This is a genomic window from Mesorhizobium sp. B2-6-2 (assembly GCF_006440615.1).
In the GTDB taxonomy this organism is placed as follows: Bacteria; Pseudomonadota; Alphaproteobacteria; order Rhizobiales; family Rhizobiaceae; genus Mesorhizobium.
In genome coordinates, this window is record NZ_VFUG01000013.1 from 18,340 (window position 1) to 32,478 (window position 14,139).

The 14,139-nt window shown below is 58.8% G+C and carries 12 protein-coding genes; all 12 read left to right on the forward strand.

The window, feature by feature from the left end; all coding sequences use genetic code 11:
• Positions 1–305: 305 nt before the first annotated feature.
• The 12 genes from FJ419_RS22225 (at position 306) to FJ419_RS22285 (ending at position 13,767) form a co-directional block, all read left to right on the forward strand.
• Complete coding sequence (locus FJ419_RS22225) at positions 306–1,577, forward strand: CapA family protein (protein ID WP_064993323.1); 1,272 nt, start codon at positions 306–308, stop codon at positions 1,575–1,577.
• A 132-nt stretch (positions 1,578–1,709) separates the two neighbouring features.
• Positions 1,710–3,155: a M20 family metallopeptidase gene (locus FJ419_RS22235; RefSeq protein WP_064993324.1), complete on the forward strand. Its 1,446-nt coding sequence runs from the start codon at positions 1,710–1,712 to the stop codon at positions 3,153–3,155.
• Positions 3,156–3,948: 793 nt separating this feature from the next.
• Positions 3,949–5,139 (forward strand): alanine racemase, encoded by a 1,191-nt coding sequence (gene alr / locus FJ419_RS22240; protein WP_224655959.1) that lies wholly within the window; start codon positions 3,949–3,951, stop codon positions 5,137–5,139.
• A 100-nt stretch (positions 5,140–5,239) separates the two neighbouring features.
• Positions 5,240–6,052 (forward strand): ABC transporter ATP-binding protein, encoded by an 813-nt coding sequence (locus FJ419_RS22245; protein WP_064993326.1) that lies wholly within the window; start codon positions 5,240–5,242, stop codon positions 6,050–6,052.
• Positions 6,053–6,096: 44 nt separating this feature from the next.
• Positions 6,097–6,879 (forward strand): transporter substrate-binding domain-containing protein, encoded by a 783-nt coding sequence (locus FJ419_RS22250; RefSeq protein WP_064993327.1) that lies wholly within the window; start codon positions 6,097–6,099, stop codon positions 6,877–6,879.
• A 173-nt stretch (positions 6,880–7,052) separates the two neighbouring features.
• A complete protein-coding gene (locus tag FJ419_RS22255) occupies positions 7,053–7,766 on the forward strand; it encodes an ABC transporter permease (RefSeq protein WP_198327675.1) in 714 nt (237 codons plus the stop codon).
• Positions 7,766–8,572: an ABC transporter permease gene (locus FJ419_RS22260; RefSeq protein ID WP_064993358.1), complete on the forward strand. Its 807-nt coding sequence runs from the start codon at positions 7,766–7,768 to the stop codon at positions 8,570–8,572. The genes FJ419_RS22255 and FJ419_RS22260 overlap by 1 nt, the downstream gene beginning before the upstream one ends.
• 44 nt (positions 8,573–8,616) lie before the next feature.
• Entirely contained in the window at positions 8,617–9,537 is a 921-nt protein-coding gene (gene rocF, locus FJ419_RS22265; protein WP_064993328.1) for an arginase, read from the forward strand.
• A 3-nt stretch (positions 9,538–9,540) separates the two neighbouring features.
• A complete protein-coding gene (locus tag FJ419_RS22270) occupies positions 9,541–10,614 on the forward strand; it encodes an ornithine cyclodeaminase (RefSeq protein ID WP_064993329.1) in 1,074 nt (357 codons plus the stop codon).
• A complete protein-coding gene (locus FJ419_RS22275) occupies positions 10,611–11,597 on the forward strand; it encodes an arginine deiminase-related protein (protein ID WP_064993330.1) in 987 nt (328 codons plus the stop codon). The genes FJ419_RS22270 and FJ419_RS22275 overlap by 4 nt, the downstream gene beginning before the upstream one ends.
• 15 nt (positions 11,598–11,612) lie before the next feature.
• Positions 11,613–12,416 carry an arginine deiminase family protein gene (locus tag FJ419_RS22280; protein WP_064993331.1) on the forward strand — a complete coding sequence of 268 codons (804 nt, stop codon included), beginning with the start codon at positions 11,613–11,615 and terminating at the stop codon, positions 12,414–12,416.
• A gap of 469 nt (positions 12,417–12,885) precedes the next feature.
• On the forward strand, positions 12,886–13,767 hold the full coding sequence (locus tag FJ419_RS22285; protein WP_064993332.1) for a 50S ribosomal protein L11 methyltransferase: 882 nt from the start codon (positions 12,886–12,888) through the stop codon (positions 13,765–13,767).
• Positions 13,768–14,139: the final 372 nt, after the last annotated feature.

The following is a 14,139-nucleotide window of genomic DNA, read 5'->3' on the forward strand; positions in this document are numbered from 1 at the left end:
CACCCATCCCCTGGCAGAGCGGATAGTTCACAATCGAACACAGGGGACACAGCTCTAAAAATTGCGGACTATAACGTTAGAAAAGCACATATGCGGCATTCGTATTTCCGTGCCTCTGGCAGGAACTGTTCCGACCCCAGCTCGGACGTTGCGCACCCGCAACCAACTACCCGCGCTTGTCGTAAATCCGCACGGCCGATCCTTACCGGATCAAGGAACTAGCCAACACTTTCTCCGCAGTCGATCGGTTGCCACAAAAAGTGGCCGCTAATGACATTTGCCCATACAGGGGTTGATACTCAATCATGCCTTCGCCGTTCACCCTCGCCCTCACCGGACAGTCCCTCATCTACCACGATATTCGGCATGTATCGGACGACGGCTTCGCCACGATCAAAGAACTGATCCGGCAAGCCGATGCCTCATTCACGAATTTAGAAACCACGATTCTCGGCCGGCATGGTGGGTGGCCGATGAAAGGCACCTATTTCCAGTGCTCTCCACCTGTCGTGTTGGATAATTTGAAGGATATTGGCTTTAGCGCACTGGCTCTTTCCAATAATCATGCGTTCGATCTTGGGCCCGCAGGAGTGCTTTCGACACTTGAGGAAGTAGACGAGCGTGAGTTTCTGCGTGCAGGAATTGGCGTTGACGCCAGTGACGCGAGCAAAGCCGGCATCAAGCAACTCGGCAAGAGGAAGGTCGCCCTCATCGCGATGGATGCCGGACCAGGGCCAGCCACAATGTACGCTGACAATGCGGCAGGTACCCGTCCCGCTCGACCGGGGGTGAACAAACTCGATGTCTCGCGGGTATTCGAGGTTGACGATGAGAAATTCGCGAACCTGCGTTCCATTCAGGAAACGTTTTTAAGCAACTCTATGGAGCGCGGAACCTACACGCAGCCGGACGATCCTCGCGAACTGACATCGTCCGATGAAATCGACTTTTACGGAACCATTTTTCGCCGATCCTCCGAGAACTGCCGAAGGATCATCTTCAACGAGCAAAGTTTACGAGGTCAGCTCGCCGCAATCCGGAAGGCCTCGTTGGCCGGTGCCTTTGTCATCGCCTATCTTCATCATCATCATTGGGAACCAGATTGGCGCGAGGTTCCCGAATGGGTTCAATTCTTCGCGCGATCCTGCATTGATGCGGGAGCGAATGCGTTCGCCAGCCACGGCGCACCGGTGCTGCAGCCGATCGAAATCTACCGCGGGGCTCCGATCTTCTACGGATTGGGAAATTTCCTGTTTCATCTACCCGAAGGTGAGGACGAATGGAGTTCACCAGATATCTGGAAAAGTATCGTCGCGACGTGCAGCTTCGATGGCAACAACCACTTGGAGTCAATCGACCTCGCTCCAATCGTGATTGGAGGGGAGCAGCGGCTGAGCAGCAACAGGTATCATGAGCGTCTTGTGCCCGTGCCCGCATCAAAAGAGCTGGCTGGTTCAATGCTCGAAGACCTATCTCGACGCTCGCAAAAGTATGGAACCGAAATAGTGCTGGAAGATGCTCGCGTTCTTCTGCCAAAAGCTAATTCCCGCAGCGTCGAGGTCGCCGCCAACAGGTAGCGTCGTCCATGCACGTCAACCTGGCCCGCATCCTGATGATCGTGTCGTATAGTGCCAATGCACTGATGACGGGGCGCCCCCTTACAGCCGAACGGTTCCAAATGCGCATTTGGACAATGAGGAGAACCGAACATGCATAACGATGGGCTGGGCGTCTATGAAATCGCCCGGCGCGTGGACACCAAGAGCGCCGACTACTGTGCGCTCAGCGACCGCATCTGGGCCATGCCGGAACTCGCCTTCGAGGAGCATCGCGCGGTCGCCGAGCAGATCGCCTTGCTGGAGCACGAGGGCTTTCGCATTACCAAAAAGCTCTGCGGCATGGCCACTGCCTTCGTGGCGGAACATGGAAGCGGTAGCCCAACAGTCGGTTTTCTGGGGGAGTTCGATGCGCTGCCGGCTCTCGGGCAAGTTTCGGGCATTACCGAGCGCATGCCTACCACGGAGGGCGCATCTGGGCATGGTTGCGGGCACAATCTTCTCGGTTCCGGATCTGCGCTCGCAGCCGTGGCCTTGAAGGATGCGCTTGCATCGGGCGCCATCGCGGGCACGGTGCGCTATTACGGCTGCCCGGCGGAAGAGAGCGGATCGGGCAAGACTTTCATGGCACGGGCCGGTCTCTTCGATGATCTCGATGCCGCCTTCTGCTGGCATCCAAACGTCGTCAACGAGGTGCAGTCCACCTCGTTTCTCGCGTGCATTCAGGCTAGCTTCCGCTTCACGGGTCAGGCGTCGCATGCGGCGGTTTCTCCCCATCTTGGCCGCAGCGCGCTCGACGCGGTGGAGCTGATGAATGTGGGCGTAAATTACATGCGCGAGCACATGGCCTCGGATGCGCGCGTCCACTATGCCGTTACGAATACGGGTGGCGATGCGCCGAACGTGGTACAGGCTTTTGCGGAATCACTCTACCTGGTGCGTTCGCCGCATTTGCCGGATGCAGAGCACCTGTTCCAGCGCGTCAAGAAGATCGCCGATGGCGCCGCGCTGATGACGGAAACCACCGTTGAGGTGCAGATCATGGATGCAAACTCGAACGTTCTGCCTAACAAAGTGCTGCAGGAGGTTATGTACGAAAACATGAGTCGCCTCGGCGGCCCGGGCTTCGACGATACGGATTATGCCTTCGCCGAACAACTGCGGAAGAACGCGTTTACGAACGAGGAGATTGTGGCGAGCGTTGCGCTCTACGACCGTTCGCTGGCGAGCCAGGTGCTGCATGACGGGCTACTTCCCATTCCTGCGCGCGAAGGGATGATGATGGGCAGCACTGACGTCGGCGACGTGAGCTGGATCGTGCCCACGGTTCAGTGCAGCACTGCCTGCTTCGCTATAGGTACGCCGTTCCACACTTGGCAGCTCGTCACGCAAGGGAATCTGCCAGCAGCCCATAAAGGAATGGTGCTCGCGGCGAAAGCAATGGCGACCACCGCGGCAGATTGCCTGCGCAATCCCGATCTTATCGCCCGGGCAAAAGCGGAATTGAAGGAGCGTACTGGCGGGCGACGCTACATTTGCCCAATTCCGCCCGAGATCACGGTCGACAACTTGCGCGGTAAGGCAGCGGCTTTTGCATAGGTGCAAGAAGACCTTACGCTCGGCGGCCTCGCTTGCAGAGTTTCATTATCTGGCGGACAACGCTCCGTCACAGTTGGGTTCATCAAGTTCCGCGAATGGCGTCGCAATGACATCGACTGTCTGCTGCGCCCCGGGGGTTAGCAGAACAGGGAACCGCAGCGCGTTCAAGCGATGAATGTCCCCAGGCCTTTCCTTCTCTGCGCTCGCGCAAATGGTCCGTATTGAAGTAGCGGTTCGCCTCGGCCACCTCTCATGAATTTCTCACCCCAGCTCTGCGCCAAGCTTCGAGTTTTTGGTTTTCCGCTTGGCGAACCACAGCGCTAGGCTAAGTCGTGCACATGCTATCCGTTGGGGCCGCACTTCCTGAACGCGCCCTGAGGGCCGGATGGCCGTCGGAGACCGCGAACTCGACATTGGCAAGTCCGCGCTGCTTGAGCCCTGTCGTGAACCCGCGCCTGTAATGGTGCTGTCACTCCCGTAGCCAGCTCGACCACCAGCACCTAGCGCAGCCCCCAGTCCATTCTGATCGCCCACAGCACCGCCTGGCTGGATGACCCGGCCAGGCGGGCCCGAAGCGCCGCGTCCATAATGAGGAACAAGCAAGGTGTCGGCAAGCCGTCGCTCAAAGATGCTTGCAGGCTGCTGATCAGGCCTGCCAGGCAGCAGCCCTGCATCGCGGAGCGTCATCCAGCCATTTGCCTGCCTCGTGTGTGTGGCCATATCAGTAAAATTAATAGGGTGTCACAAAAACTTAATAAATTGACGGTTTTGGCGATTCCTCGCATCGTTTCGCATGCAAACAAGCAATAAAAAGCGGTTGGGAAAAACGTCAGAACCTATGTGCGCGTTAACGTCTATTGCGACGGTGCAGAGCAAAAAGGCGGCGTCCCGGGAGGCCTGCTACGAGATCGACCTCGGCGCGATCAGGCACAATTACCGTCAGCTGCGTAGGCATCTTCCCCGGACAGTGAAGATTTTCGCCTGCTTAAAGCGCAATGGATATGGCTGTGGAGCGGGACCTGTCGCCCGCACACTGGCAACAGAGGGGGCTGACGGCTTTGCTGTCGCAACCTTGCCCGATGCTATGGCCATCCGGGAAATGGGCATCGATCTCCCGGTTTTGCTTTATCCCGGTCCCCTACCGACATCGGCGAAAACAATTGAAGCGCTCGGACTCACCGTTACCGTTTCCAGCCTCAATGAGCTGGAGTCCTGGCGCGCCGCCATGAGCGTCACCCGTATTTTCGTCAAGGCGGATCTCGGGTTCTTCAGGGCTGGGGCCACGCCGCAGGAGATAGGCCGGCTTCTCGCAGCCGCGCACGTCTGCAACGACGTTGAAGTACAGGGGCTCTACGCCCATCTCAGCGAGCTGCCCACATCAGTGACTTCGGATGCTAGCGAGCAATTTTCCCGCCTGCAGCGGATTCTACAGGATGCCGAGGCGTCCGGCACCCGTCCCCCGATCATTATGATGTCGAGTACTGCCGGTGTGCTTCGGCATCCCGCGATGGATCTCGATGCCGTCGATCCCGGGGCCCTGTTTATCGGTCTTCCCGAGACGGATCGACCCATGCGGGCCGTCACCCTGCGGCCGGCGCTCAAGGCCATTTCGACATGCCTCGTTTCCGTCAAGCGGATCGACGCTTCTCTCGGTCCTATACCAGACATACCCGGTTTTCGGTCGGGAATGACCATCGGCGTCCTAGGTATGGGGTGGGGGGATGGCCTTCCGCGTCACGTGCCAGCCCAGGCCGAGGCGCTGGTGAGGGGGCAGCGCGCGCGCCTGCTCCCTCCCGCGCATCTCGAGCACCTGCGCATCGATCTGACGGACGTGCCTGATGCAAGATTTGGCGACCAAGTGCTCCTGCTCGGACAGCAAGCGCACCAGACCATCACTCACGAGGAAGTCGCCGCTCAATGGGGCACGGACCTCATCGGTCTCTATGCCCAGCTCCGCGACCACATCCCGCGCGTCTATGTCTGAGACATTGGCGCAGAAATAGAGGAAACGAAATGAAGGCGCTCAGAACAGTGCTGTTGGTCTCGCCCTTTCATGTTGTGCTCGGCGATACAGGCGCACAGCAATGACGGCCACGATCATGGCAATTCCTCGCCACGCGGTGACGGACACGGCCGCGGAGGCGATCCATGTCGAGGACTTGCACAAGAAGTTTGGCGCCCTTCATGTGTTGAAGGGGGTCTCGCTATCTGCGCGCGACGGCGATGTGGTGGCGATTATCGGGGGCAGCGGCTCCGGCAAATCCACTTTACTTCGCTGCATCAACTGCCTGGAAAACCCCACCAGCGGCGTTATCAGGGTGAACGGCGAGGAAATACGTCTCAAGCCTGACGGAAATGGCAGCACCCTCCCGGCGGACCGAAAGCAGATTGAACGTGTACGTTCCCGGCTCGGCATGGTCTTTCAGAGCTTCAATCTCTGGACCCACATGACCTTGATCGAAAATGTGATCGAGGTTCCGGTCCATGTGCTTGGCGTCAAGCGTGAAATGGCGATCATCGAAGCCGAGAAACTGCTTGCGAGAGTGGGGCTTCTGGAAAAACGGCACGTATACCCGGCATTTTTATCCGGCGGACAGCAGCAGCGCGGCGCGATCGCGCGCGCTCTCGCGGTCCAGCCACGCGTGATGCTCTTCGACGAACCGACTTCATCACTCGATCCCGAACTCATCGGTGAGGTTCTGGGCGTAATCGGCGATTTGGCCCGCGAAGGTCGCACCATGATCCTGGTCACGCATGAAATGAAATTTGCCCGCGAGGTCGCGACCCGCGTGGTATTTCTCCACGAGGGCCGCGTCGAGGAAGAAGGGCCACCAGACGCAATCTTCGGATCTCCGAAATCGGAGCGGCTTCAACAATTCATCCGCAGAGTGGGCTAGCGCCTGAAAAACAGACTAAACCATCTGACTTATAGGGGAAAACAATGAGAATACTTTCCAAATTGACGGCCGCAGCGGCAATCTTCTGCGCATCTACTTTGATGGCGCAAGCTGAACAGGTGAAGGTCGGAATCGCGGCCGAGCCCTACCCTCCATTCTCGTCCCTGGACGCCTCTGGAAAATGGGTCGGCTGGGAAATTGAGATCATTGATGCGATCTGCGCCGAGGCAAAACTCGATTGTGTCATCACTCCGGTCGCCTGGGACGGGATCATTCCTTCCCTGACGTCAAAGAAAATCGATGTCATCATGAGTTCGATGTCAATCACAGAGAAGCGCAAGAAGACGATCGATTTCTCCGACAAGTACTATAGCGATAACGGGTACACGATTGCCGGTCCCAAGGGCGTTGCAGTGGATCCTACCCCTGAGGGCCTCAAGGGCAGGATCCTCGGTATTCAGGTCTCGACCAATGCCGAGGTCTATGCCAGCAAGCATTTCAAAGACAGCTTGGCCGAGATGAAGACGTACCAGACACAGGATGAGGCCAACCAGGACTTGGTCGCCGGCAGGATCGACGCCATTCTGGCTAGCCCGCTTACCATTGATCAATTCATGAAGACTGACCAGGGTAAGGCCTGCTGCGAGATAAAGGGCAAGGTTGCCAATGACCCCGAGATTTTCGCGCCGGGCGCGGGCGCGGGTCTGCGCAAGGGAGACACCATGCTCAAGGAAAAGATAAACGCCGCAATCAAGGGGATTCGCGCGAACGGGAAGTACAATGAAATTACGAAAAAGTACTTCTCATTCGACATTTACGGCGAATGACAGACGAAATTCTCCTGTTACGTAGACCCTCGAAATACTTCTGCCTGTTGAGTCGGAGGCAGGCGGCCTCCTTCGTCACGCACCAGTGAACGGCAGGCTCTTGGCGAGGGTCAATCCTCAAGGTGGAGGCGTTCTTGACCGATTCTGTCTTTTTGTCGCTGGCGCAGACCAGCATGTTCGAGTTGCTTGCACCTACGCCGCCTGGCTGGGGCGGAAATCTGGTTCGCGGATTCATTAATTCAATTGGGATCGGTGTCGGCGCATTCGCCTTGGGATTGGTTATTGGCATTGGCGGTGCTTTTGGCAAGCTTTACGGCGGACCTGTGCGCCGCGACTTGCTTCAAGTCTACACCACCCTCATCCGCGCGGTACCGGAACTTGTGCTAATTCTGCTTATCTATTTCGCGGTTCCGGACCTGATCAACCGCCTCCTGGAAACTCTCGGTTACGGACGGATCGACGTCAGCGGGCCGATGGCAGGCATCGTTGCGCTCGGCTTCGTACAGGGCGCGTACGCAACGGAGGTGCTGCGCGGCGCGATCCTCGCGGTGCCGCAAGGCCAAATCGAGGCCGGGCGAGCCTTTGGTATGAACCCAAGGATGCTGATGCGACGCATTACTCTGCCGGCGATGCTGCCCTTCGCGATCCCGGGTCTCGCAAATCTCTGGCTGGTTGCGTTCAAAGGCACAGCACTTCTGGCCGTTGTGGGCTTCAATGAACTGACTCTGGAAACACGGCAGGCTGCGGGCACTACAAAGGCCTATTTCACCTTCTTCATGGCCGCTGGCGTGCTTTATCTACTGCTCACTTTGATCTCCAACGTCCTCATCGGACGGGTCGAGCATTGGGCAAGGCGCGGCCGGCAGCCGATAGCGGAGAGCCGCTGATGGCCTATTTCACGACTGTTGCGGCAAACTGCCGCCCATTCGCACGGTTGGAGCCACACCGCGTCGTATTGATCGTGATCGGCCTTGTCTTGATCACCGCAGCAGCCGTCTTCATGCGTTGGGACTGGTTGGCCGACTACTACATGCTTGCGATTGCTGGTTTATGGCGTTCGATCTGGATCCTCATCGTGACCTGCGTCTTCGGCTTCGTTCTGGCATTGCCACTTGGGCTCGCTCAAGTAGTGGGCCCTAGTTGGCTCAGTCTTCCAGCGAAAGCTTTCTGCACCGTCATTCGAGGCACACCGTTGCTTCTGCAAATTTGGCTGCTCTATTACGGGCTTGGCTCGCTCTTCCCGCAATATCCATGGATTCGCGAATCCGATATCTGGCCTCTCGTTCGCCAGGCGTGGCCATACGCTGTACTGGCTCTAACGCTGTCCTTCGCAGGCTATGTAGGCGAGGTTATGCGCGGTGCTTTTGCCGGCGTGCCGAGCGGCCAGCTCGAGGCGGGACGCGCTTTCGGTATGAACCGCTGGAAGCTTTTTCGCCGGGTCTGGTTGCCGCAGGCAATCCACAAGGCGTTGCCCACGTTGGCCGGTGAAACAGTAATGCAACTCAAATCGACACCGCTCGTCGCTACTATCACGGTTGTCGACCTTTATGCAGTTTCAGCTCGCGTTCGCCAGGATACATTGGTGATATACGAGCCATTGCTTCTGCTTGCATTGACATACATGGTTCTCACGGGATTGCTCGTATGGATTTTCAGCCGTATCGAGGCTCGCATCCCGGTTCGAGTGGGGTGACGCGCCGAACCAGCGCGCTGCCAGCAGCAATAGGGAGCGGCGACATGCTGTGTAGGATCGTTGGCGCGGCGGTCCAGGACGGGGCCGGACGCATGGGCTGTGATATGGGACCGAGCGCGTTGCGCGCCGCGGGACTCGCGCAGGCGCTGACGGAACTCGGCCATGAAGTGGAGGACGCAGGGGCGGTCGCGCCCGGACCGCTTCCGCCCGTGGCGCATGAGAACCTCGGCCTGAAGGCGCTGCCGCAGGTCTCGGCGTGGACCGGAGCGATCGCCGAAGCTGCCTATGCGGCGAGCCGAGAAGCAATGCCGATCTTTCTCGGCGGCGATCACAGTATCTCTGCCGGCACGCTGTCCGGAGTTGCCCGTCGTGCCAAGGAGTTGGGCCGGCCGCTCTTCGTGCTTTGGCTGGATGCCCACCCGGACTTTCACACGCTCGACACTACGGTCAGCGGCAACTTGCACGGCGTCCCGCTCGCCTACGCCAGCGGGCAAAAAGGCTTTCACGGCTATTTCCCAGACCTGCCAGCTGCGGTCGATCCGGCGCGCATCTGCACGCTTGGTGTGCGCAGCGTCGATCCGGCCGAGCGTGAGGCGCTGAAACTCGCCGGGGTGACAGTCCACGACATGCGCATGATCGACGAGCACGGGATCGCTCCTCTGCTACGCGCTTTTCTCCAGCGCATCCTGGCTGAGGACGGCATGCTTCATGTCAGCCTGGACGTCGATTTCCTAGACCCGTCAATCGCCCCGGCCGTGGGCACGACCGTGCCGGGCGGGGCGACCTTCCGCGAGGCGCATCTGGTGATGGAGATGCTGCACGATTCCGGCCTCGTCACCAGCCTCGATCTCGTCGAGCTCAACCCCTTCCTCGACGAGCGCGGCCGCACCGCGATCCTGATGGTCGACCTCACCGCCAGTCTAATGGGCCGCCGCATCATGGACCGCCCGACAAGGAACCACTGAACCATGCCCGAGAAGCTAAACATCGTTCCCTTCGTGAGCGTGGACAATATGATGAAGCTGGTTCTGACGATCGGCGTGGAGCGCTTCCTGACCGACCTCGCCGGCTATATCGAGGAAGACTTCGGCCGCTGGGAGCTGTTCGACAAGACGCCGCGTGTGGCGTCCCACAGCGTGGACGGCGTCATCGAGCTGATGCCGACGAGCGACGGCGAAACCTACGGCTTCAAATATGTCAACGGCCATCCCAAGAACACGCGCTCCGGCCGCCAGACCGTCACCGCCTTCGGCGTTCTGGCCGATGTCGGAAGCGGCTATCCAATGCTGCTCACGGAGATGACCATCCTCACCGCGCTCCGCACCGCGGCCATGTCGGCGGTCGCGGCGAAGCATCTCGCGCCGAAGGGCGTTCGCACCATGGCGATCATCGGCAACGGCGCACAGTCCGAGTTCCAGGCGATCGCCTTCAAGGCCATCGTCGGCGTCGATCGACTGCGCCTCTACGACGTCGATCCTGCTGCCACGCGCCGCTGCGCGAAGAACCTCGCCGGCATCGGCCTGGACATCACCGCCTGCGCCTCCTCGCAGGAGGCCGTGGAAGGCGCCGATATCATTACCACCGTCACCGCCGACAAGCAGTGTGCCACCATCCTTACAGACAACATGGTTGGCCCCGGCGTCCACATCAACGCGGTCGGCGGCGACTGTCCAGGCAAGACCGAACTGCACCGCGACATTCTTCTGCGCTCCGACATCTTCGTGGAATACGCCCCACAGACCCGCATCGAAGGCGAAATCCAACAGCTCGCGCCCGAGCACTTGGTGGTCGAGCTCTGGCAGGTGATCGCCGGCAACGAGCCCGGCCGCCGCGACGAGCGCCAAATCACTTTGTTCGATTCCGTGGGCTTCGCGATCGAGGATTTTTCGGCCCTGCGCTATGTGCGCGACCGCCTCAAGGACACCGGACTCTACGAAGAACTCGATCTCCTCGCCGACCCGGATGAACCCCGCGACTTGTACGGCATGATCCTGCGCGCCGCCCAACCGGCTCCAGTGCGGCTGAGCGGTGCATTGGGATGAGCAAAGTATCCATGCAGGCGCCGAGGGCCGTCGTGATGATCCGCCCTCATCACTTCACGCCGAATCCGGTCACTGCGGCAGACAATACGTTCCAGGTGCGCGATGAAACGCGGAAGCCGGATGATCTGGTCGCTCTGGCATATCAAGAAGCCACGCGTATGGCGGACGGCCTCGCTGAGGCCGGGATCACTGTCCACCTCTATGAGGATGAGTCGGCCGCAACACCCGACTCCGTCTTTCCGAACAACTGGTTTTCGACCCATTCTGGCGGGCATGTCGCGATCTATCCGATGTACTCGGAGAATCGAAGGCAAGAGCGCCGGACCGACATCATCGAGATGCTCAAGGCTGAGTACCGGGTTCAGGATGTCATCGATTATTCCGGCCTCGAGAAGGACGGGGTCTTCCTCGAAGGGACCGGTGCGATGGTGCTCGACCACATTGCCCGTGTCGCCTACGTGGTGCGTTCCAACAGGGCAAACGAGGTTGCGCTCGAACGGTTCTGCACGCACTTCAATTTCGAGCCAATGATCTTTGACGCAGTCGATCGCAGCGGCAAGGCGGTCTATCACACCAATGTCCTGATGTGCGTCGGCACCGATTTCGCGTTGTTAGGGGCGCAGTCGATCCCTGATCCCTGGCGGCGGCGGGAAGTCGTCGCGAGGTTGGAGGAAACCGGTCGTCAGATCGTGGAGCTTTCGATCGAGCAGATCGAAGACTTCGCCGGCAATGCCATTGAACTGGAGGGCACGGATGGTCGCATTGTTGCCATTTCCGGGCGAGCACATGCGGCGCTGCAGGCGAAGCAGATATCGGCAATCGAGCAGTCCGCGCGACTATTGCCGTTCGATGTCTCGACAATCGAACTCGCGGGTGGATCGGTCCGGTGCATGCTTGCAGGGATTCACCTGTCGAAGCGCAGGGCGCAGCCCGCACAGACGTCATTCACCGCCCAAGCAAGCCGCACAGCGAAACACTACTGACAAATAGGATTGGAAATGTCGCAAACCAGATCGGTCTATCAGTTCAACTCGGCAATCGTTCGCGAACCCTCGATCTCGGTCGTCAACGGCCTACGCGCCGATGATCGGGGCGGTCCTACCTATGAAGGCGTCAAGGGCGAGCACGACGCATACGTTGCGGCCTTGCGGCATGCAGGTGTCGAAGTGAGCGTCCTGCCGTCTCTTGAGGCCTTTCCAGACTCCCTGTTTGTCGAAGACCCGGCGCTCGTTTTCACCGGGGGCGCCATCCTGCTCCGTCCCGGCACGCCAAGCCGGGTCGCCGAGACCGCGGAGATCGCGCCGATCCTGCGCGATATGTTCGACACCGTGCTAGAACTCCCTACCCCGGGACAAGCGGACGGCGGGGATATCATGTACACCCCAAATAGCGTCCTGATAGGCCTTTCCGATCGCACCGACAAGGCCGGGGCAGAGGCCCTTGTCTCCTGTATCGAGCAACTCGGCGGGAAGGCCCAGATTGCCGAGACTCCGAAAGGCGTTCTGCATTTCAAGACGGCCTCCTCGCTGCTCGACGATGAAACCGTGATTTCGACCGCTGCCCTCGCGAAGGCTTCCGTATTCAAGGAATTCCGCCAGTTCATCGTCCCGGAAGGCGAAGAGCCTGCGGCGAACGTGCTGCGCGTCAACGACATCGTCATGGTCAGCGCGGGCTACCCGCGCACGATTGAGATGCTCGAAAAGGCGAGTTACAAGGTCGTGCCTCTGAAGACCGCCGAGATCGAGAGGATCGATGCCGGGCTTTCCTGTATGTCGCTGCGCTGGTACCGGGATTGCAGGTAGGTCATTCAACCCCCCTTGTTACCCCAGACGTCTAGACGACAAACAGAACTCGTGCTTTCCCCTCGATCGTGATTGTCGCGCCGCCACGCTTTCTCTCCGGGTAAAGCGACGGAGTATTCGGCGACACGCTCGAGGCTCGGGGCGACTACCAGCTAAGGAACTCAGGCCGAAAGATGACCGTGTCGGGGATTCGACAAATCGGCACTGAGTTCAGGTACCCGGCGCATTCCCAAAACTGGTGCAGACTCACGCACTCTTTGTAGGCGACGGAATTGGCAGGCCGGGTCTCTAGCGCTTGCGTGCCTTGGCACCATTCTTGCTGCTTCCCCTTCGCAAGCTGCAACACTCATTCGCTCGTCTCAGAGGATTGACAGGCAGCCCTACAATGCGCGCGACGCCCTCGATCGCTGTTCGCGATGAGATCGTTGGCTTTTATTCACCCACCATAGGGGTTTAGAGGGTATTAAAAATGCACGAAATCCCATCCCGCGCTCACGCAGATTCCCAGGTTCCCAACTGGCATTTCAGAATGATGCGCGACTCCGCACGAAATGCAGCAATAGAGGCGGCCATTGCATCCTGTAATCTCAGAGGAAAGACCGTCGTGGAAATCGGGACCGGGGCTGGCCTTCCGGCGATGCTCTTCGCCAGGCATGGCGCCCGAAAGGTATTCACATGCGAGATGGATGAGCGAATTGCTGAGGCGGCGCGGGAGATTATCCGGAACAACGATTTGCAGGATCGCATCGCGGTGATTGCAAAGTCCTCAAGGCAAGCAATTCTGGACGGCGACCTTCCTTCGGCGCCTGACATAATTTTTACGGAAACATTGGATTCTGGGGTAGTTGGTGAGGGATATGAATCGATAGCGGAAGACATCCGCCAAATCGCCAGTCCTGCTACAGTAGTGATGCCATATCGGATTCAGCAATTCGGGTTCCTCTGCACCGACGTGCAAGCCTTTGAGGAAAATTCCGTCTTTAACCAATGCGGATTTGATCTTTCGGGATTTAACCTGTTTGCTGAACGTTCATATTTCTCGGTGATCCAGACGCTACACGATCCGGTATGTCTCTCGCCAACCGTGCTTTTCAGGAGCTATGATTATCTAGACCCAAGCGCTCTGGACCCGGTAGAACACCAAGTTACCGTTCACAGTTCTGGCCTCTGCCATGGAATGACCTCATATTTTGTCGCCCAATTTGGGAAATTTCTCATCTCTTCTAGGGAGCGGAAGAGTCATTGGCGAACGGCTTTTCACCCTCTACGAGTACCTATGCCGGTCGAATCTGGGCGGAGATATTATTTGAGAGGCGATAAATCTGGGTCGATCGATTTGGTTTCGACATGAAGTTCAGGGCAAGCGACAAGCGGCTCTTGGTTCATGTGTGAAGGTTCTGCTGACAGGGCGGCTGCAGGGGGGCTGGTGATGCTAACGTTACCTGATCCCCCGTGAGCACAGGCCATCACGATCCAGTATTGAATATACGACCTCTGACCGGACCTTTTACCGGGCAGACTCGGCTACCGCTCCGCCTGTTTGGGTCGCATGCTGATAACGGGTCAACATGCTGGGATTGTCGGCGATGCAGGCGCCGGTCGCTTCTCCGGTGTCGAGCTCAATCAGTGCTTCAACGCGGAGGATGCTGACGCGGGAGATCAAAGCGATCACCCCATGTTGGCGACAACGTGATCATTGCCCGGGACCGGCAAGCTCGACCAG

Excerpts from the sequence above, each read along its gene's own strand:
- FJ419_RS22225 (WP_064993323.1), top strand. The coding sequence starts at position 306 with ATGCCTTCGCCGTTCACCCTCGCCCTCACCGGACAGTCCCTCATCTAC.
- FJ419_RS22235 (WP_064993324.1), top strand. The coding sequence starts at position 1,710 with ATGCATAACGATGGGCTGGGCGTCTATGAAATCGCCCGGCGCGTGGAC.
- alr (WP_224655959.1), top strand. The coding sequence starts at position 3,949 with ATGCAAACAAGCAATAAAAAGCGGTTGGGAAAAACGTCAGAACCTATG.
- FJ419_RS22245 (WP_064993326.1), top strand. The coding sequence starts at position 5,240 with ATGACGGCCACGATCATGGCAATTCCTCGCCACGCGGTGACGGACACG.
- FJ419_RS22250 (WP_064993327.1), top strand. The coding sequence starts at position 6,097 with ATGAGAATACTTTCCAAATTGACGGCCGCAGCGGCAATCTTCTGCGCA.
- FJ419_RS22255 (WP_198327675.1), top strand. The coding sequence starts at position 7,053 with ATGTTCGAGTTGCTTGCACCTACGCCGCCTGGCTGGGGCGGAAATCTG.
- FJ419_RS22260 (WP_064993358.1), top strand. The coding sequence starts at position 7,766 with ATGGCCTATTTCACGACTGTTGCGGCAAACTGCCGCCCATTCGCACGG.
- rocF (WP_064993328.1), top strand. The coding sequence starts at position 8,617 with ATGCTGTGTAGGATCGTTGGCGCGGCGGTCCAGGACGGGGCCGGACGC.
- FJ419_RS22270 (WP_064993329.1), top strand. The coding sequence starts at position 9,541 with ATGCCCGAGAAGCTAAACATCGTTCCCTTCGTGAGCGTGGACAATATG.
- FJ419_RS22275 (WP_064993330.1), top strand. The coding sequence starts at position 10,611 with ATGAGCAAAGTATCCATGCAGGCGCCGAGGGCCGTCGTGATGATCCGC.
- FJ419_RS22280 (WP_064993331.1), top strand. The coding sequence starts at position 11,613 with ATGTCGCAAACCAGATCGGTCTATCAGTTCAACTCGGCAATCGTTCGC.
- FJ419_RS22285 (WP_064993332.1), top strand. The coding sequence starts at position 12,886 with ATGCACGAAATCCCATCCCGCGCTCACGCAGATTCCCAGGTTCCCAAC.